We start from the raw sequence: 20,205 nt of genomic DNA, 5'->3' as shown, positions 1-20,205 counted from the left end.
CTCTTTAAATATACCGAATTAAATTTTAAAATTCAATCCCTTTAACATAAACAAATGACATTTTCAGAAAACGGGAAAAAAGCTTTAAAACTAGTATAAATTTTAAAAGTTTTTAAATCTTTATCTGATAAATATTCTGTTGCTAATGTTATTAGATCTTGNCGATAATGTTCTACTAAATTTATTCAACAAAACCAACCAAGAATTAAAAAAATAATCCCCATAATTGATAAAACCTGAATTGCAATTCCCATCCCATTAATAACATCACTGTCTTTTAAGAATTGTGTTAAAACAACTAAAATTGTTGTTCCAATAAATAAAAATAAATCAAACACTAAAAATCATGATAAAAATTTTAATCAAAAAAAAGATTTTGACTCTTTTGTTTTTTTATTATAAACATAATAAAAATGAAAAATAATATCATAAATTTTAGCAATACTTTGGTCTTTATAATCATTTTGTCGAATAACTACGGCATTACTTATTTTAGAAAAATTACGCGCTTTAATAATACGTTTTCGTTCCCCGATATTAACATCTTGAAAATCATTATCATCTAACATTTTTCGTAATAATTTTCGTGGTTCTAAAGCTGTTTTACGTCTTTTATATCCAAGTAGAACAAAACCAAAAGTTAATCATCCTAAAATAAACAAACCTGTAATTACAATGAAGACAAAATAAACTAATCCTGTTATTTGTGCTAATCCAAACATTTTTAATCACATTCTCCTTACATATAAATCTTACCTTATTTTTTAGATTTTTCGTCTGGTTCTTGGGTAATTAGTTTGCCATTTTCATCAAATGACTTCGCACAAAATCCAACACCATCGAAAACTTCAGGGACACATTTAAAATTATTTTCAATTTCTTGTAATTTCTGTTGAATTTCTGCTTCTGTTAATTGATTATCTCTTTGATCTTTTTTCATAATTTTAATTACTCACTGCCAATAATTATAACACTTTATTCTATAAGCAATCAGAGAGTAACTTTAATTTAATTATCTTAAATTTTTAATACTATTTTTTCGATAAAAATAAATAATAAAAACAAAGAAATTTTCTTCTTTGTTTTAAGATAAAGCTTAATTAATTATCTAAATAAGCAATTGCTTCAATTTCAACTAAAGCATCTTTTGGTAAACCTGCAACAGCCACTGCTGAACGAGCGGGAAAGTCTTCGGTAAAATATGTTTGATAAACTTCATTCATTGCCGAAAAGTCATTAATATCTTTTAAGAAAATATTAACTTTTACAACATTTGCTAAGCTATAACCAGCTGACTGAATAACTGCTTTTAAATTTTCTAATGCTCATTTTGTTTGATCAGTAATTGTTGTTCCACCAAAAGTCATTGTTGATGGATCTAATGGTAATTGTCCTGAAACATATAGAAAGTTACCAGCTTTAATTGCTTGTGAATACGGACCAATTGCCTGCGGAGCTAAGGTAGTTGCGATAATTCTTTTACTCATCTTAAATTTTCCTTTCTTATTTAGTAAAAATTGTTATTAAAATGTTGACTATTTTGCCGACCATCGCAAACGATGTTCCAATATTAATTCTAAAACATGATGGTGGCGTTTCAACAAAATCATTATCTTTACTAACAATTAATTTATGTTTTCATAGTAGTTCATTAACTTCTTGTGAAGTTAGGTTAGTTTCTGCATAATTAATTCAAACCAAATATGACGCTTCTAATTTCATAATTTTTAAACCTGGAATTACTGTTAGTTTTTCTTTAACATACTGATAATTTTTTACAACATAGGTTAACATTGCTGTCTTTCACATAATTACTTCCGAATTATTATAAGCAGCAAGATAAGCTGGAATTGTAAACACATTGGGTGACGTGATTGAAGCACGTTGATATTGTTCATCAATTTTGGCTCTTAACATCTCGTTATGTGTAATTAAGTACGATGATTTTAAACCGCCAAGATTAAAAGCTTTATTTGGGGAATTACAAACAATTAGATAATTATCTAAAATTGTAAATGATAGTAACGAATTAAATTTAACGTTTGGTAATGCTAAATCACCGTGTACTTCATCTGATATTATTAAAACATGATATTGCTGACAAATTGCAATTATTTTTTGTAATTCGTTCCTTGTTCAAACACGCCCCCCAGGATTATGAGGATTACACAAAATAAATAATTTTGGTTGATATTTTTTAATTGTTGTTTCAAACATTGCAAAATCAATTTGATAAGTATCATCGACTCATTGTAATTGATTTGCAAGCAGGCGCCGTTTATTATTAATAATTGCTTGCCCAAATGGCCCATAAACTGGGGTTTGAACTAAGACATAATCATTAACATCTGTTAAACATTGAATTAATTGATGCAACGCATTAACAGTTCCATGAACCAACTTAATTTTATCAACCGGAACGTTAACTTGATGTTGATGATAATATCAATTACTAATTGCTTGATAAAGATCATCACTAACATAACTATAACTATAAACTCCTTTTTTTGCGCGTTCCAAAATAGCATTTATAATTGGTAGTGGTGTCGTAAAATCTAAATCGGCAATTGATGAATTAATGATATTATCACCAGTTAGATGATAATTTTTTGCAATGTAAGTGTGATCTCATTTTCGTTCTAAATTTTGACTACGGTCAATGATAATATCAAAGTTATATTTCATTATGATCAGTTTTATCTTTCGATCTTAGAATTATTTTTTCTCTGTTTATGATTTAAATATTGTTCTTGTTCCCTTGATGATAATTGTTTAAATTTTTTTAAATGCTGTTTTTTAACAACTGGAACAATTCCTAATGATAAAATATTAACTGTTCAAGTTTGAACTTTTTTCTCAATAATTGGTTTTGTCTTAATATATTTTAACCCTAATAATAAACTTGTTGATATTGCGCAACCAATAATGGCAAAGATTAATCATAATAAGATTGCTACCCCAATTGAGACGGTACCCGTTGTTGATTGGATCCCCGCCATTGTAATAAAACCACCACCAGTAATTGTTGAACCTAAATTAAAGGCTGCACATAATCCCCCCGAAACAGCACCACTTAGCATAAACGAAGGAATCACACGGAATGGGTCAGATAAAGCAAACGGAATTGCACCTTCAGTAATTCCTAACGATGATAGAATTCATGCCATTTTACCAGCTTCTTTTTCATATTGATTGGAAAAACGACGACCAATAAATGTTACTAATGCTGTAGTTCAACCAGTTCCAATTCCTGCTGCTCAAAAACAAGCATATGGTACCAATAATGTTGGGTTAGTTAATTGTCCCCCAGTAAAGGCTTGTGAAAATGATGCAAATGAGAAAGCTCATACTACTTTATTAAATGGCCCGCCCAAATCAAAGACACACATCATTCCAATAATAATTCCTAGCAAGGCTGCTAAATTTGATGTTTGTAAAGTTGTTAACCCACTAAAAATAACATTAATTAATAAAGCAATTGGTTGCCCAATAACAAATAAAATTACACACATACTAATTAATGACCCTAACATAGGATATACAAACCACGTTAAAACTCCTTGCATTTTTTGACTAACTAAATATTTTTTAAATAATTTCATCATATATCCAACTAGCATCCCAGTAATTAAACCACCTAAAAACCCAAGGCCATCAACAATTACTGTGCCATCAGCAGCGGTTTTTGTAACATAGACACATGCTAAACCACCAAGAAACCCTGGTGTTAACCCTGGTTTATCAGCCATGGCATAAGCAATATAAGCTGCTAGTACTGGTGCTAATAAAATACTTAAACTTTTTCCAGCAACATTACTTAAAGTATTTAATCAATTAGCATGTTGCACAATATAATCCGCTCCAGCAATTTGAATAATAATTGTAATTAAAGCTTGAATTGCTGTTCCAGCCACAATAACTGGTACTGCATAAGAAATTCCCGTTAAAACAGCATTTTTTAAACTAACAGCTCCCGTTTTAAAATGTAATTTAAATCAACCTTTCTCCTTTTTAGTTTTAATTTGTTTTGTTGTTGGAATCTGTTGATTTGGAAGTTGACGCATAATTTGAAATGCTTTTTTAAAAACACCATCAACATCATGCAATGGTTCACTAACCGCTACTTTTAAAATTGGAATATCAACAAACCGTTCTTGTTCACCAATAGCAATATCAGCCGCAATAATTAGCACATTAGCGTTTTGAATATCTTCTGGTGTTAATTTATCTTCAAAACCATTTGCTCCTTGTTTTTCAACTTTAACTGCATAACCCAAACGCTTTGCTTCATCTTCAATTTTTTTCGCCGCCATATAAGTATGCGCTACCCCAGCTGGACAAGCAGTAATTCCTAAAACATAGCCCTTATAATTTTCTTTTGTTACAGTTGTTGGTTCATCTTCTGCTTGTAATAATGCCAAAATTTTTGTTTTATCGTTTTCTGTTTTTAAGGTTTGCCGCAGATCAGGATTTAATAATTTTTTAGCAACATTACTTAAGACTTCTAAATGAATATCATTTTTTTTATTCGTTGGAATAATTAAAGCAATTGCCACTTGAACAGCACTATTATCAAATGTTGGTCATGATAATCCAGTTTGATAACGGACAAAAATAACCGCTGGTTTTTTAATATATTTAATTCGTGCATGGGGAATTGCAAAACCATCTTCTAACCCCGTTGATGTTTCATGTTCCCGGGCTCATAGCGCTTTTGTTAATTTATCAATATTATCAATACATCCTGCCTTATAAGCGATTGTTGCTAATTCTTGAAATGCCTCATCTTGTGTTGTAGCTGATGAATCTAAAACAATTTGTTCAATTGAAAAAAGATCATCTTTATTTTTAATACTCATTTTATCCTCCTTATTTTAATAAAATTTTGTTGTCCTTGCCTTAATTAAAGCAAAAAGGAAAATTAAAACAATAAAAAAACTATATTTTGGAATATAATTCCAACAAATGAAATAGATTTTATTAAAAATACTTGCGAATAATTTTTGCATATAAATAATCTAAAAATTGCATTACCGTTTGTGAACGAATTGAAAAAACATCTCAAATTTCATTTTCCCGCGAATTAACAACAAAATAATTTGTTATGTGTTCTGTTAAAGCAGTTTTTTCCCAATAATTCCAAAGGAATATACATCAGGATTAACTTGTTTAGCAATTGCAGCAATAAAATTCGATTGTCCACTCAAAGTGATATAAAGCACCATGTCATCAGTCATGATCATTGGTAAATAAGATTCAATTGAGTTTAAATCATTTTGGTGAATAACATTCTTATTAATTCATCGTAACCGTTGAGCAAAATTTCGTGAAACATTATATGCTAAATTAAACGCAAAAATAAAAACAGTTTTAGCAGTTGTAATTTTTTTAATTAATGTTGATAAATCATTTTGAAAAAAAGCAGTGTGTAACAATTCCGCTGATTCAATTTTAATTTTTAAGTATTTGTCAAAAAAAGCCATTTCATCATGAACTAATTGCTTATTAGCATTAAATTGTTGAACATCTAACGAAACATGTTCTGTTAAATATTTGACCTTAAATTTTAATTCATTAATTCCTTCCAATCCAAGTTTTTGACAAAATCGAATAATCCCAGCGGCCGAAGTAAAACAATTAGTAGCGATCTCACTTGTTGTTAACTTATTAATTGTTGTAAGATTTGTCAAAATATAACGGGCAATTGTTTGATTTGTTAAGTTTTTTTGATCAACTGCTAATATTTGTAATTGTTTTAATAAATCTGTGTCCATTTTTAAGCCTCCTTGGAATGATTAATTCTAAATTCCACCTCAACAAGCAATTGGTTAAGTTCAGTTCATTGTTTTCAAAATTGGATAACGTCGATTCATAAATCGTTTATTTAAAGCAAAAGCAACAATAAACATTACTAATAATCCTAAGAAACTAATTAAGTAATCACCAATGTTAACTGTTCCCGAAACATAGGACAACATATTATAAACAATTTGATAACGAATTAAATTAATAACCATTGCTCCAATTGGAATTGAAATTACTCAACTAATTAAAATAATTGGTAAATAAATTAAAAACATTCGGTTAAAAATTCAAAGGTCAGAATAGCCTAATGCTTTAAAGCTATTTAAGACTTTTAAATTATCTTTTAAAATAATATTAGTAATAATGAAGATTTGGAAAATACAAGCAACAATTGATGCAACAAGTATTAGTAAATAAATTAAGAATAAAATAATTTGTAAATTAATCGTTTGCTGTAACAATATTTTTAAGTTTTGCGTTCCATTATATATTGGCGAAGGTTGATATTGAGAAGGATTGGGTAAAACATTATAGTTGTTATTTTTTTCATAAACCCCAATATAATNATATGTTTCATTTTGAAGTAAAGATGAATATAATGTTGCTAATCGTTTTGGTGTTAAACGTTGATTATTATAACGATTAATTAAAAACATATTTTTCATTCCATTATCAAACTGATCAGCAACAACATAAAAAGTAACATTTTTATCATTAAAATTGCTTACTAAAATATCACCAATATTAACACCTTGTAAAAACCGATACGCTTTGTTAATAATAATTGGATATAATTGAACACGATAATTGGTTGGATCTCACTTTGGATCCTTACTATAAAACCAGTTTTTACTTTGAATTAACTTTTTCATTTCATTAACTTGCAAAATAGCATAATTAACTTTTGAACTAAAGCGATCTGCTTGTGCTGCACGTAATAAACTATCTGTATCACCACTTTGGTCAAAACTTTTTATTTTATTAAAGAATCAACTAATATCTGTTTTTTCTTCAACGTTTGGATAAAATAAATTAGTATTATTTTTATAATCATAAAACTCAATTGCATTTCCTGTTAAAGATTTTAACTTTTTACTACTAATAAAATTACGATAAAAAGTTGGGATTGATAAATTAATTGTTGATTCATCATTTGCCGTTTGATAACTTGTTAAAAAATGTTCTAAATTATTATAATTAATTGCTTCTTGCGCATAAAGACTTTGTGTATAAGCAAAAATTTCTGATTGATATGGTCCATAAATAATTGGTTGATACCCTATTGTAATAATTCCATCTTCATGACTTAATTCATTAATAAAATACTCGTAAACAGACCCTTGGATAAACTTTGTAATTTGATCATAATATTTGGTATCTTTACAATTTTGTAAGTATCATTCATAAGAATTAGCTTTAAACCATAAATGTTTTAACGAAGGAATAACAGTACTATCACCAACAAATGGTCCACAAACTGGTGGTGTTGTTCCAACACTAGTATATTTTTTCAAAACCATTTCTTCCGTAAAAATTTTTTGTTGGGGATTTAATAAAAGATACCCCGAAACATTAGGATCTTTAACTGCAGCTGGACTTTCATATACCAAGTAATCATATGGTGGGGTTTGACCAGTAGGATCATTATAGTTTGTATCATAACGGTAAACATATTTCCAATTTGTATTTTCTTTTAAATTAAGATTGATCTGACTAAAATTAATAATGGTTGTTAAACCAGTAAACAACATTGCTCCCGTTAAAGTTGTTACAACAATTGTTAATAATAATTTCCATTTTGCATCTAAGGCAAACTTAAGACTAATCTTATATTTAAAATTTAAATGTAAAAAACCAATTTTTGGAATGTGCGTTTTTACCACTTTTGGTTTTAACAAAACTAAGGTTGGTCGTGACACTTCAATAATGATAAATAAGAACGCATAGGCACAAACAACTAAACTTGACAATAAATACGTTCCAATAATTAATCATCACGGTGGAATTGAAATATAAGTTGTAAATTCTAAAAATCCTTGATATGTAATATTTAGGATAAACGCAAAGATTCAACTCGTTATTAGTGATAACGAAGCAATTACAAACATTAATAGTAGAAAACAAGATAATAGTAAAAAAGCAATTGTTCCTGTGCCATAACCCTGGGCTTTTAAATTTCCAATAATACCACGGTTAACAAATAACAATTTATTGACAATCATACTGATCATAATAAATGATGAAATTACTAATAGTAATGAAATCGCCACTAAAATTGACCAAATAATTTCTTCTTTATTTGAAATCAATTCTTTCATATGATTTAACGGGCTATACGCCCCGTTTGAATATGAAAAATTAGCATTATCATAAACATTTGCCATATCACTTCAACTATTTTTTGCTGCTAAAAAATCATTGTTTCATTGGTCCTTCGCCAATGCCGCATTAATTGTTACCCCATTACTCATAATTCGGGCTGCTGCTGCCATATTTTGCTGCAAACGATCATATTCATCACCACGAATTCATAAATACGGATTATAAATAAATGATGATTCATTCGAAGCACTATTAACATAAGCATTAGTTCCAAATCCAACAACACGATATTTAAATCCATAAATGGTAAAAGAATCACCAATTTTAATTTTATTATGCGAAGCATAAGAATTATTAATAATAATTGGTGGATAATCACTTGTTGCATTATAATCTAAAAAAGTTTTATAATCCCCCTTAACCATAATTGGTGTTGTTCAATAATACGGGCGATCACTTTGTATGTAAAAATTTTCAGCTTTAAAAATGTCATAAACTTGCATTGTTTCATTCATAATTGCTCGATCAGCAACCGAACCAATAATGACAGAATTTAATAAACGTAATTCTAACTGATAAATGCGTGGTTGGTTTTGAACAAAACTTTGATAAGCATCAGTAAAAACATTTGTATCAGTTGCTAAACGCGGATTATTTGGTGAACTAACAAACGGAATCAAACCATTAGGGTTTTTTAAATATCCCAGTAGTTCAGCATAATCTGCTTGACTTAAAAAATAATCACTACTAGGTAAAATATTGCTTGTAAAATTTAAAACAACATTCCCCGTTGCTTTTAGTTGCTCAACAAAATAAGGATTTGAACTATTTAAAGCAAGTCATTTTCCGTTATATGTTGGATCCTTTGTTGAATCTAAAAAAATTTGATAACTATCATTCGTTCCCTTTCGCAATAAAAAATAAGAACTTTCTACTTTTGTAGCATCAATTGTTTGGTTAGAATTAATATAGTTAATGTTATTTAATCCATATGATAAATTTTTATTATTTGAAGCAATTTTTAATTGCTCACTAAAGCGAAAAGAAATATTGGTATTATATAAGTTTTTTCCAATCACAGCTAATTGACTAGTACTTAAATCATTTGACATAATCATTCCTCCAAAAAGAGTAATGACGACACCCAACATTAAAAACAATCCCAAAACCTGCAAACTATTCTTGGTAAAACTTAATCAAAAATTTTTGAATAAATGTCTTATCATTAGTTTTCATCTCCGTATAATTTAATTTAATCATAATACATTATTGGTTATTTTTCAAAATTATATTTTGGATTTTTTGCTAATTTTTGTAAAGCGTCTCGTGCCGCTAATTGTTCTGCTTCTTTATGCGTATAACCATGACCCTCGCCATAACGAATGCCATCAATTTCTGCCATCACAGTATATAAGACGCGGTTGCCTTCTAATGGTGGTGATTCTTTTACTAACTTATATTCCAGCGTTCGCACATCACCAGCCTGTAAAAATTCTTGTAATTCGGTTTTATAATCACGGATTTGGTCAAAAAAACCCGGACTTGAAACCATTTTAATTAAAGTTTGATCAATAAAAGTAGGAACTGTTTCTTCTCCTAAATCAAGATATAATGCTGCTAACATTGATTCATAAATATCCGCTAAAATGCGATTTTTTTCATACCCTTTTGTTTTAATTTCACCTTTTCCTAACAACAAAAAGGGAGCTCAATTCATTTGCCGAACTAATTCTGCCAATGTCCCTTCACGAACTACTTTACTTCGTAAATTAGTAATTTCTCCCTCATTTTTGTCAGGAAAAGTTAAAAATAAATATAATGAAATTTCTTTTGCTAAAATAGCATCACCTAAGAATTCCATTCGTTGATAAGTATAATTCAAATTATTTTCATTAGCATAAGAATTATGGGTTAAAGCCTCTAAATAATATTTTTTTGTTTTAATCCGAATATTATATTGTCTAAAGAACCCTTTTAATTCTGCAAATAATTGGTCGGGTTGTTTATTTATAAACTTCATCGTAAAATTAATCCTCCTTTAATAATTTTATCGTTATTTTTTGAACAAAATCATTAACAATTGCAGTGCGAGCCATTTCTAATGTACTAATCCATGATTTCTCATCACTGCTGNCATGCGTTTTAATAGCAATTGCCTTTAACCCTAGTACTAAAGCTGAAGCATTATTCCGATAATCAAATGTTTCACGAACACCCCGGAACGCTTTGCGAAGGGATAATGCTTTTAATTTACGATAAAGATTTTTAGTTAATTCATATTTAATAACTGCCATTAAGTTTTTTGCCATTCCCTCTAACGTTTTTAAAGCAATATTCCCGGTAAAACCATCTGTTACGATGATATCAACAAGATTACTTGTAATATCCCGTGGTTCAATGTTTCCTTTAAAATTAACTTTATTATTGCCAGCCAACAATTTATAAGCTTCCTTATGATAGTCTTTTCCTTTTGATGCTTCTTTACCAATATTCAAAATAGCAACTGTTGGAGTTGGATTATGCATAATTGCTTGTGCATAAACACTAGCCATAATTGCAAAATTAACAAGATCTTGGGGTTCATTTTCTAAGTTAGCCCCAACATCTAACATTAAAACTGATTTTCCTTTTTTAATCGTTGGAATAAAAGGCATAAAAGCTGGGCGAGAAATTCCAGGAATTTCACCAACAATAAAATGACATGCTGCTAAAAAAGCTGCCGTTGAGCCACCCGAAAGAAAGGCATCAGCTTTTTGGTCACATAATAATTCAGCAGCACGAACCATTGAACTATTTGGTTTACGACGAACTTCCATTAAGCCTTCTGTCATTAAAATAACTTCTGTTGTTGCAAAAATTTCATACCTTGTTGCATCTAATTTTACTTTAGTTACCGCGGTTTGAATTTCGCTTTCATTACCGACTAAAATAAATGTAACATCTTGATATTTTTTCATAAAAACTTTCAAAGCCCCAATAATTGGATTAATTCCTAAATCGGTTCCCATCATGTCAATCGCAATTTTACTCATAATTAAATCTCCTAACTTATTTTTAATTATAACAAATAATTAACTAGTTTTTTTCACGAAAAGATTATGGAAATTAATAATTATTTTTTTGGTAAAACTTCAAGTAACTGTAACTTAATCTTTCCTTTACTATCAACTTCTAAGACCTTAACTTTAACAAGATCATTTAATTGCACAATATCTTCGGTTTTTTCAACTCGTTTTTCCGCTAATTTTGAAATATGAATTAAACCATCAACATTTTCTTTTAAATTAACAAAAGCCCCAAACTTTTCAATTTTAACAATTGGTCCTGTCATTTCAGCACCAATTTCAACGGGCATTGCAATTGCTTTAATTAATTCATAAGCTTTTTCAATTGCCGGATAATCCTTATGATAAATTGTTACTTGACCATCATCTTCAATATCAATTTTAACATCATCAGCTTTCTCAATAATGGCTGTAATCATCTTACCACCAGGACCAATCACTTCGCGAATTTTATCAACTGGAATCATAAATGTTTTCATTTTCGGCGCTGTTGGCGCTAATTGTGTTCGTGGTGCTACAATCGTTGCTAAAACATTATCAAGAATTTGCAAACGAGCTTTTTTAGCCGCTAACAATGCTTCTTGTAAAATTGTTTCATTAATACCAGCAATTTTAATGTCCATTTGCAACGCACAAATCCCTTGTGCTGTCCCTGCCACTTTAAAATCCATATCGCCAAGATGGTCTTCCATTCCTTGAATATCAGTTAAAATGGTATAGTTATCATCTTCTTTTACTAATCCCATTGCAATTCCGACCACGGGTGCTGTAATTGGAACACCAGCGGCCATTAAAGCTAAAGTTGCAGCACAAATTGAAGCTTGTGAGGTACTACCATTTGATTCTAATACTTCTGAAACAATGCGAATTGTATATGGAAACACCTTTTCACTCGGAATAATCTGTAACAATGCTTTTTCCCCTAAAGCCCCGTGGCCAATTTCACGACGGGATGGTGGTCCCATCCGTCCTGTTTCACCAACAGAAAAAGGCGGAAAATTATAATGGTGCATAAAGCGTTTCCCATCTTCATCAGTAATACCATCAATAATTTGATTTTCCCCTAAAGCTCCTAATGTCACAACAGACAAGACTTGTGTTTCACCTCGTGTGAACAAAGCACTCCCGTGAACAACTGGTAAAATATCAATTTCACTAGTTAAAGGACGAATTTCATCAAGGCGACGATTATCTAATCGTGTTTTATCAATTAAAATTTGACGACGAACTTCTTGCCGAACAACATCATATAATGCTGTTTTTAGTTCCAAAATAATTCGTTGACGGTCTTTTTCAGTTATATCGTTTGCAATCGGATAATGTTCTAACGCTTGTTCAGTTAAACCTTGAATTGCTTCATAACGTAAAACCTTTTCTTTAATTTGTGCTGCCGCAATTAACTTTGTCGCATAATGTTCATTAACATACGCAATAATTTCGGAACGAACAGTAAATAATGTAACATCCATTTTTGGTTGACCAACTTTAGCAATAATTTCATTTTGAAAAGCAACCAATTCGACAATTACTTTATGACCCCTTAAAATTGCTTCTAACATTGTTGCTTCCGAAACTTCTTTCGCACCAGCTTCAACCATATTAATTGCATCAGTTGTTCCGGTCACAATTAATTCCATTTGACCCGTATTTAACTGCTCTAAAGTTGGATTAACAATAATGTTTTGTTTTTGATCAACGGTTAATAATGCTCCCGCCACAGGACCAGCAAACGGGATTTTTGAAATACCAAGGGCTAATGATGCGCCAAATAAACTAACAATCCGAACATCACTATCATTATCAACAGCTAAAACATTAATGATAATTTGAACTTCATTACGAAAATTTTCTGAAAATAATGGTCGTAACGCACGATCAATCACCCGTGCTGATAAGGTTCCATATTCTAATGGTTTTCCTTCCCGTTTTAAAAAACCACCCGGAATTTTTCCAACCGAATATAACTTTTCTTGAAAAATAACTGTTAATGGAAAAAAATCAGTTTCACTAACCTTATTACTAACTGTTGCTGTTACTAAGACCACTGTTTCACCATAACGGATTAAAACAGCCCCACTGGCCTGTTTTGCTAATTGTCCATGTTCAACGATCAATTGTCGATTATTAATTATCTTTTTAAATACTTGTTTTGCCATCAAAACCCTTAATTCCTCTCTGTTATTTTAAACCTTTTTAATTTTATCACACATTATTTTGATATTTAAGATATGATATAAATATAGCGAAAAAGTTGAGGAACCTAATATGAAACAGCAATCAGTTTATATTGATAATCAAACCTTTGAAACAATAAAAGATAACGCCTACTTGTTGGATGTTCGAACTAATGTTGAATTTAAAACGTTATCTCAAATGCCAAATTCAACAAATGTTTATATCTTTGACTTGTTACAAAACCCAAATCATTATTTGCCAGATAAAGAACAACTAATTTTTACTCTGTGTAACGGTGGTAACCGCAGTAGTGAAGCCGCATTAGAATTACGCCAACTTGGCTACTCTAATGTTTATGTTTTAACAACTGGCATTTATGGTTATTATCGCTGAAAAAACAAAAAAAATAATAAATAAAAAGGTTTTAAAATTAATTTTAAAACCTTTTTATTTATTATAAATCTTCATAGAAATTATCGATAATATGAAATGAACTAATATCTTTTAATTCTTGTAACTTTGTTTTTTCCTCAACAGATAATTTAGTCGGAATTGCAACAAGAACATTAACAATTAGATCACCACGTTTAGTAGATGCTGGGCCTTTAAAAAACCCATGGTTTGGAATACTAAAAACACTATTTGTTTTTGTGTTTGCTGGCAGTTTTAAATGAACATCACCATCAAAAGTTGGCACTTTAATTTCAGCACCTAATAAGGCGTCTAAATAAGAAACTGGTAAATCTAAGTGCAAATTATCATTAATCCGTTTAAAATATTTATTTGGTTTAACAGTAATTTCTAAATAAATATCACCACGCGGACCATTATTTAAACCATAATTTCCTTTTTCACGAATTCGTAATTGTTGGTTTTCATAAATTGATTTTGGTAGTTCAATTTCAACAACTTCTTTCCCACGATAATGACCTTGACCTTTACATTTTGGACATTTACTTGCAACAACTTTTCCACGACCCTTACAATCAGGACAAGGTTGTTGCGATTGAATTACGCCAAATAAACTACGTTGTTCAATATTAACATATCCATACCCATCACAAGTTGTACAAGTATGAATATCTTTTTTCAGATCTTTGGCACCCGTTCCATCACACGCTTCACAAGTCTTATCAACATTTAAATCAAGTTTAATTGTTTTTCCAAACATTTGTTCTTTTAAAGTAACTGTTACTCGTGCTGCAACATTTTCTCCTTTAATTGGTTGGTTACTAAAACCACGACGTTTTTTAGCGCCCCCACCAAAAAAGTTTTCAAAAATATCACCAAAACCACCAGAAAAAATATCTTCAAAATCACNACCGCCACTAAAGCCTTGGCTAAAGCCACCAAAACCGCCAAAAGCATTTGGATCATTTCCGGCATGGCCAAATTGATCATAGTTCCGGCGTTTATTTGGATCAGATAATACTTCATAAGCTTCGTTAACTTCTTTAAATTTTGCTTCTGCATCCTTTTCTTTTGAAACATCCGGGTGATATTTTTTGGCTAGTTGGCGAAATGCTCGTTTAATTTTTTCATCTGTTGCATTTCGTTCAACACCCAATACATCATAATAGTCTCGTTTCCCCATTTTACCATCTTCCTACTTTCCTTCTTAAAGAAAAGATAACTAAAATAATTTTAGTCATCATTATTGTTATTTATCTTTCTTTTCATCATCTTCAGTAATTTCTGGTTCAGATTGTTCACCTTGGTGATCATTCATATGTTTTGAAGCTTCGNCCATTGCTTGTTCAAGCCCAGTCATTTTTGCTTCTAATCCGGCATAATCTTCTTTATCTAATAATTCTTTAATTTCTTTAACCATTTCTTCTGATGTTTTTAATTGTTCAGCATCCATTTTATCTTTGTTCGTTTCTAATGCTTGACTAATTACTGCAACATATGATTCAGCCTTATTACGTAATTCGATGTTTTTTAATTTTTGTTCATCTTTATCTTTATTTTTTTCAGCTTCATCAACCATACGTTGAATTTCTTCATCGGTTAATCCGCCACCATTAGTGATTGTAACAGATTGTTCTTTGTTTGTTTTTAAATCTTTTGCTGCAACTGAAACAATTCCGTTGGCGTCAATTGAGAACTTAACTTCAATTTGTGGCATTCCTTTTGGCGCCGGGTCAATTCCTGATAATTGAAAACGCCCCAATGTTTTGTTATCACCAGCCATTTTCCGTTCTCCTTGTAATACATGAATGTCAACCGCTGGTTGGTTATCAGCAGCAGTTGAAAACACTTGTGCTTTTGAAGTTGGAATTGTTGTATTTCGAGGGATTAAAACAGTTGATACCCCTCCCAATGTCTCAATTCCTAATGATAATGGTGTTACATCTAATAATAAAACATCTTTTACATCACCAGCTAAAACTCCCCCTTGAATTGCGGCTCCAATTGCTACAACTTCATCAGGATTAATTGTTCGGTTTGGCTCTTTTCCTAATTCACGTTTAATCACTTCTTGAACAGCTGGAATTCTAGTACTTCCACCAACTAATAACACTTGGTCTAATTCACTAGCTTTTAATTTAGCATCCGCCAATGCTTTACGAACAGGTTCAACGGTACGATCAACAAGACTTTTTGTCATTTCATCAAATTTTGCTCTTGTTAAAGTTAAATTTAAGTGTAATGGATTACCATCACGAGCAGTAATAAACGGTGCCGCAATTTCTGTTTGTAATTGTGAAGACAGATTTTTCTTTGCTTTTTCCGCTTCTTCTTTTAAACGTTGCATTGCCATTTTATCTGTTTTTAAATCAATTCCATTTTCTTTTTTAAATTCTTCAACCATTCATTTAATAATAACATCATCAAAGTCATCTCCTCCTAAATGGTTATCTCCCGCAGTTGATAATACTTCAAAAGTTCCATCAGCTAAATCTAAGATTGAAACATCAAATGTTCCTCCTCCTAAATCATAAACTAACACTTTTTGTTCTTTGTCAACTTTATCAATTCCATAAGCTAATGCCGCTGCGGTTGGTTCATTAATAATTCGTTCAACATCTAATCCGGCAATTTTTCCGGCATCTTTTGTTGCTTGACGTTGGGCATCATTAAAGTATGCTGGAACAGTAATAACTGCTTTTGATACTTTTTGTCCTAATTTTTTTTCAGCATAACTTTTTAAATAACGTAAAATTTCGGCTGAAATTTGTTCAGGACTATAATCTTTGCTATTAACATGCACTTTATCAGATGTTCCCATCTTTCTTTTAATTGAACTAATTGTATTTGGATTAGTTACTGCTTGACGTTTTGCAGCATCTCCAACAATAATTTCCTCATTTTTAAATGAAACAACCGATGGTGTTGTACGTTGTCCTTCTGGGTTTTCTAAAACTTTAAATTCGTTTCCTTCCATAACAGCAACACATGAATTCGTTGTTCCTAAATCAATTCCAATAATTTTTGACATAATATCTTTCCTTCCTCTCTCCAATATTGTTATTTTGCTACTTGCACTGATGCATGTCTTAAAACACGATCATGAATCATATATCCTTTTTGCATAATTTGAACAATGCATCCTGAATCAACATCAGTTGATTCAACAATCTCAATTGCCGCATGAAGATTAGAATTAAAATGTTCACCAACTTTTGTATCCATTACAGTAATTCCTTCTTCTTCGAAAACCGTTTTAAACATACGGTGAATCATTTCAAATCCAGTTAAAAAGTTTTTAACCTCTGGAGTTACATTTGTAACTTGTAATGCCCGCTCAAAGTTATCTAGGGTTGGCAGTAATTTTTCTGCCATTCCGGCGGCACGATAACGTTTAATATCATCTACTTCAGTGTGAATTCTTTTTTTTAAGTTTTCCCCATCTGCTAATGCTAATAACTTTTCTTCTCGTAATCGCATATTATCTTTTAATAATAAATCAATTTCTTGTTCTAAATCTTCAATAATAGTCAAGTTATTTGCTTCAGCTGTCGGTGTTTCAGCTTCTGATGATGCTGTTTCCGAAGGTGTTGCTTGCGTATTAGCCAATTCTTTCCGTAGTTTTTCAATTTTTTCTTTTAATTGGTTTGGTGAAGATTTGCCATTTTGTTCATTATTCATTAATCTCAACCTTTCTATCTTCTTTTTGATATGCTTCTCTAATACGGTTTGCTAATCACTCTAACACTTCATAGAGCTTATCATATTCCAAGCGCTTTGGTCCCACCAAAGCAATGCCCCCTTCTTGCATATCATCAACTTTATATGTTGTTGTTAATAATGCCATATCGTCATTATTAAATCCTGTTTCATTTCCAATTTGGATTGAAACCAAGTCTTCATTTGGGTTATCTTGTTGTTTTTTAAAATAATCAAATGGGGAAATTGTTTCAATAAAGCGAATAATTTGTTTAATTCGTTCCGGATTATTATATTCCGGATTTTGTAACATATATTGTAAACCATGTGTTGAATAACTTGGTTTAACAATGCTTGTTAAAGCATTCGCAAATTGTTTTAAAATATATTCATAATGTTTAACTTGTTGTTCTAAAACTGGTCGAATAACATCAAATTTAGCAGTAATATCCGTTATTTTAGTGTTTTCTAACCGGCTGTTAAATAGTTCAACTGAAATTTGTAAATCATTAATTGAACTATTTTCATCAATATTAAACAATTTGTTTTCAACGTGGCCGTTTGTTAAAACAAAGACAACAACCGCTTGCGTTGCAGAAATTGGTAATAACTCAATTTTCTTTAACATTTCTTCTTTAAAATTTGGCCCAACAACAACCGTTGTTAAATTTGTCATTTCACTTAAGATTTGCCCTGTTTGATCAAGAATATCATTAATTGACATATTACGATCAACAAATAATGCTTCAATTCGGTTTTTAATATCATCAATATTTTTCTCATCCATTAAATTATCAACATAATAACGATACCCTTTTGTTGATGGAATGCGCCCCGATGAAGCATGTTCTTTTTCTAAAAAACCTTCTTTTTCTAAAATTGCAGATTCATTCCGAATTGTTGCAGAAGAAGAATCTATTAACGAAGAAGCCATAATAGTTTTACTTCCAACAGGTTGCGCTATCTTCGTGTATTCTTCCACAATTACTTTTAAGATGTTTTCTTGGCGTTGAGTTAACATCATTAACACCTCCTAGTTTCAATTCTGATCTAAATTTGGCAATTAACACTAAATAGTGCTAACAATAATATTATAAATTATCATTCTAAGAATGCAAGTGCTAATTTAATTTTGTACTGTTTTTAATGACCATTTCATTATTAGCAACATCAATCGTATATGATTTTCCCTCTTGAACTTCTTCGGAAATAATAGCATGTGCAATTAATGATTCAAGGTTTCGTTGAATGTAACGCTTAATTGGACGAGCTCCAAATTCACGATCATATCCTTCGTTTAAAATTTTTTCTAAAACTGCTTCTGAATAAGTAATCCGAATGTTTTTACTATTTTCAATGCGCTGAGTTAGTTCCGATAATTCTTTTTCAATAATCTCTTTAATCACTTCTTTCGATAAAGCATTAAAGGTTACAACATTATCAATTCGATTTAAAAATTCTGGCTTAAATTTTTTGGCCAATTCTTTTTGAATTAACAGCCCAACTCCTTCGTTGTTTTCATTCAATAGATATTCTGATCCAATGTTTGAAGTCATAATAATAATTGTATTTTTAAAATCAACCGTTTTTCCTAATGAATCAGTTAAACGCCCATCTTCTAAAATTTGTAAAAGAATATTCAGGATATCTGGATGGGCCTTTTCAATTTCATCAAATAAAACAATTGAGTATGGACTACGACGAACAGCTTCTGTTAATTGCCCCCCCTGTTCATGATCAACATAACCTGGTGGCGCACCAATTAACTTGCTAACAGAATGTTTCTCCATATATTCTGACATATCTAATCGGACCATCTGTTTTTCTGAGTTAAATAAAACATACGCTAAACTACGAGCAACTTCAGTTTTTCCAACTCCGGTTGGTCCTAAAAATAAGAAACTACCAATTGGTTTATTGGAATCTTTAATTCCACTACGACTACGAATAATCGCATCTGAAACCGCTTGAATTGCCTCATTTTGACCGCGAACACGACGACACAAAATCTTATTTAAATTCAGTAATTTTGCTTTTTCGGTTTCAACTAACCGGTCAACAGGAATTCCTTTTCATTTTCCAACAATTGCCGCAATCTCGCGCTCAGTTACATCTTCTTTTAACAAGTGTGATTCAGAAACACTTTTTTCTTGCTCATGTAATTGTTGTTCTAATTTTGGTAATAAGGCGTATTGAATTTCCCCCGCACGATTAAAATCACCGCGTAATTGTGTTTGTTCTAATTCTTTTTTTAATTGTTCAACTTCTGATTTTAAGTTCTTTAATTTAGTAATACTTTCTTTTTCGGAATTTCACTGAATTTCTAATTTTTCTTGTTTTGTTTTTAATGGTTTTAATTCATTTGCAATATCAACTAACCGTTCATTAGAAGCTTTATCCGTTTCTTTTTGTAACGCAGCTTTTTCAATTTCTAATTGAACAACACGACGATTTAAGTTATCTAACTCGGTTGGCACCGATGCAATTTCCGTTTTAATTGTTGCAGAAGCTTCATCAATTAAGTCAATTGCTTTATCTGGTAAAAAACGATCAGTAATATAACGTGATGACAAGTTAACAGCAGCAACTAAAGCATTGTCATGGATTTTAACCCCATGGAAAGTTTCAAAGCGTTCTTTCAATCCACGTAAGATTGAAATACTTTCATCAATTGTTGATTCAACAACCATTACTTTTTGAAAACGACGTTCTAAAACAGCATCTTTTT

14 protein-coding genes are annotated in these 20,205 nt (G+C 30.7%); 1 reads left to right on the top strand and 13 read right to left on the bottom strand.

The window, feature by feature from the left end; all coding sequences use genetic code 4:
• Positions 1-757: 757 nt before the first annotated feature.
• The 8 genes from TS70_RS02945 to TS70_RS02905 all read right to left on the bottom strand — a co-directional run bounded on the left by TS70_RS02945 (position 758) and on the right by TS70_RS02905 (position 13,348).
• Complete coding sequence (locus tag TS70_RS02945) at positions 758-940, bottom strand: hypothetical protein (protein ID WP_040092722.1); 183 nt, start codon at positions 938-940, stop codon at positions 758-760.
• A 160-nt stretch (positions 941-1,100) separates the two neighbouring features.
• Positions 1,101-1,487: a RidA family protein gene (locus TS70_RS02940; RefSeq protein WP_127093436.1), complete on the bottom strand. Its 387-nt coding sequence runs from the start codon at positions 1,485-1,487 to the stop codon at positions 1,101-1,103.
• Positions 1,488-1,503: 16 nt separating this feature from the next.
• Entirely contained in the window at positions 1,504-2,685 is a 1,182-nt protein-coding gene (locus tag TS70_RS08440; protein WP_198049367.1) for a MalY/PatB family protein, read from the bottom strand.
• 11 nt (positions 2,686-2,696) lie between these two features.
• Positions 2,697-4,859 carry a fructose-specific PTS transporter subunit EIIC gene (locus TS70_RS08435; protein ID WP_198049366.1) on the bottom strand — a complete coding sequence of 721 codons (2,163 nt, stop codon included), beginning with the start codon at positions 4,857-4,859 and terminating at the stop codon, positions 2,697-2,699.
• Positions 4,860-5,114: 255 nt separating this feature from the next.
• The gene (locus tag TS70_RS07350; RefSeq protein ID WP_241460668.1) at positions 5,115-5,774 is read right to left on the bottom strand and encodes a MurR/RpiR family transcriptional regulator; all 660 of its coding nucleotides are present in this window, start codon (positions 5,772-5,774) and stop codon (positions 5,115-5,117) included.
• Positions 5,775-9,400: 3,626 nt separating this feature from the next.
• On the bottom strand, positions 9,401-10,147 hold the full coding sequence (rnc, locus tag TS70_RS02915) for a ribonuclease III (protein WP_198049364.1): 747 nt from the start codon (positions 10,145-10,147) through the stop codon (positions 9,401-9,403).
• 7 nt (positions 10,148-10,154) lie between these two features.
• On the bottom strand, positions 10,155-11,159 hold the full coding sequence (gene plsX, locus TS70_RS02910; protein WP_198049363.1) for a phosphate acyltransferase PlsX: 1,005 nt from the start codon (positions 11,157-11,159) through the stop codon (positions 10,155-10,157).
• 80 nt (positions 11,160-11,239) lie between these two features.
• The gene (locus TS70_RS02905; RefSeq protein ID WP_040092712.1) at positions 11,240-13,348 is read right to left on the bottom strand and encodes a polyribonucleotide nucleotidyltransferase; all 2,109 of its coding nucleotides are present in this window, start codon (positions 13,346-13,348) and stop codon (positions 11,240-11,242) included.
• Positions 13,349-13,457: 109 nt separating this feature from the next.
• Here TS70_RS02905 and TS70_RS08090 point away from each other — a divergent pair, with 109 nt between their 5' ends.
• Positions 13,458-13,784 carry a rhodanese-like domain-containing protein gene (locus TS70_RS08090; RefSeq protein WP_040092710.1) on the top strand — a complete coding sequence of 109 codons (327 nt, stop codon included), beginning with the start codon at positions 13,458-13,460 and terminating at the stop codon, positions 13,782-13,784.
• 37 nt (positions 13,785-13,821) lie between these two features.
• Here TS70_RS08090 and dnaJ read toward each other — a convergent pair whose 3' ends face one another.
• The 5 genes from dnaJ to TS70_RS08425 form a co-directional block, all read right to left on the bottom strand.
• Positions 13,822-14,961, bottom strand: a complete 1,140-nt coding sequence (gene dnaJ, locus TS70_RS02895; protein ID WP_198049362.1) for a molecular chaperone DnaJ — start codon at positions 14,959-14,961, stop codon at positions 13,822-13,824.
• A gap of 66 nt (positions 14,962-15,027) precedes the next feature.
• Entirely contained in the window at positions 15,028-16,809 is a 1,782-nt protein-coding gene (gene dnaK, locus TS70_RS02890; RefSeq protein ID WP_198049361.1) for a molecular chaperone DnaK, read from the bottom strand.
• 29 nt (positions 16,810-16,838) lie between these two features.
• Positions 16,839-17,459: a nucleotide exchange factor GrpE gene (gene grpE / locus TS70_RS02885; RefSeq protein WP_198049360.1), complete on the bottom strand. Its 621-nt coding sequence runs from the start codon at positions 17,457-17,459 to the stop codon at positions 16,839-16,841.
• The gene (hrcA, locus tag TS70_RS02880; RefSeq protein ID WP_227991338.1) at positions 17,452-18,501 is read right to left on the bottom strand and encodes a heat-inducible transcriptional repressor HrcA; all 1,050 of its coding nucleotides are present in this window, start codon (positions 18,499-18,501) and stop codon (positions 17,452-17,454) included. The genes grpE and hrcA overlap by 8 nt, the downstream gene beginning before the upstream one ends.
• 97 nt (positions 18,502-18,598) lie before the next feature.
• Positions 18,599-20,205 (bottom strand): AAA family ATPase (locus TS70_RS08425; RefSeq protein ID WP_198049359.1); only part of this gene is annotated, 1,607 nt, incomplete at its 5' end.

The sequence above is a fragment of the Spiroplasma sp. hyd1 genome, assembly GCF_016082235.1.
Taxonomy (GTDB): Bacteria; Bacillota_I; Bacilli_A; order Mycoplasmatales; family Mycoplasmataceae; genus Spiroplasma; species Spiroplasma poulsonii.
Note: the sequence above shows the minus strand (reverse complement) of the source record. Positions and strands in the feature narration are given on the sequence as shown.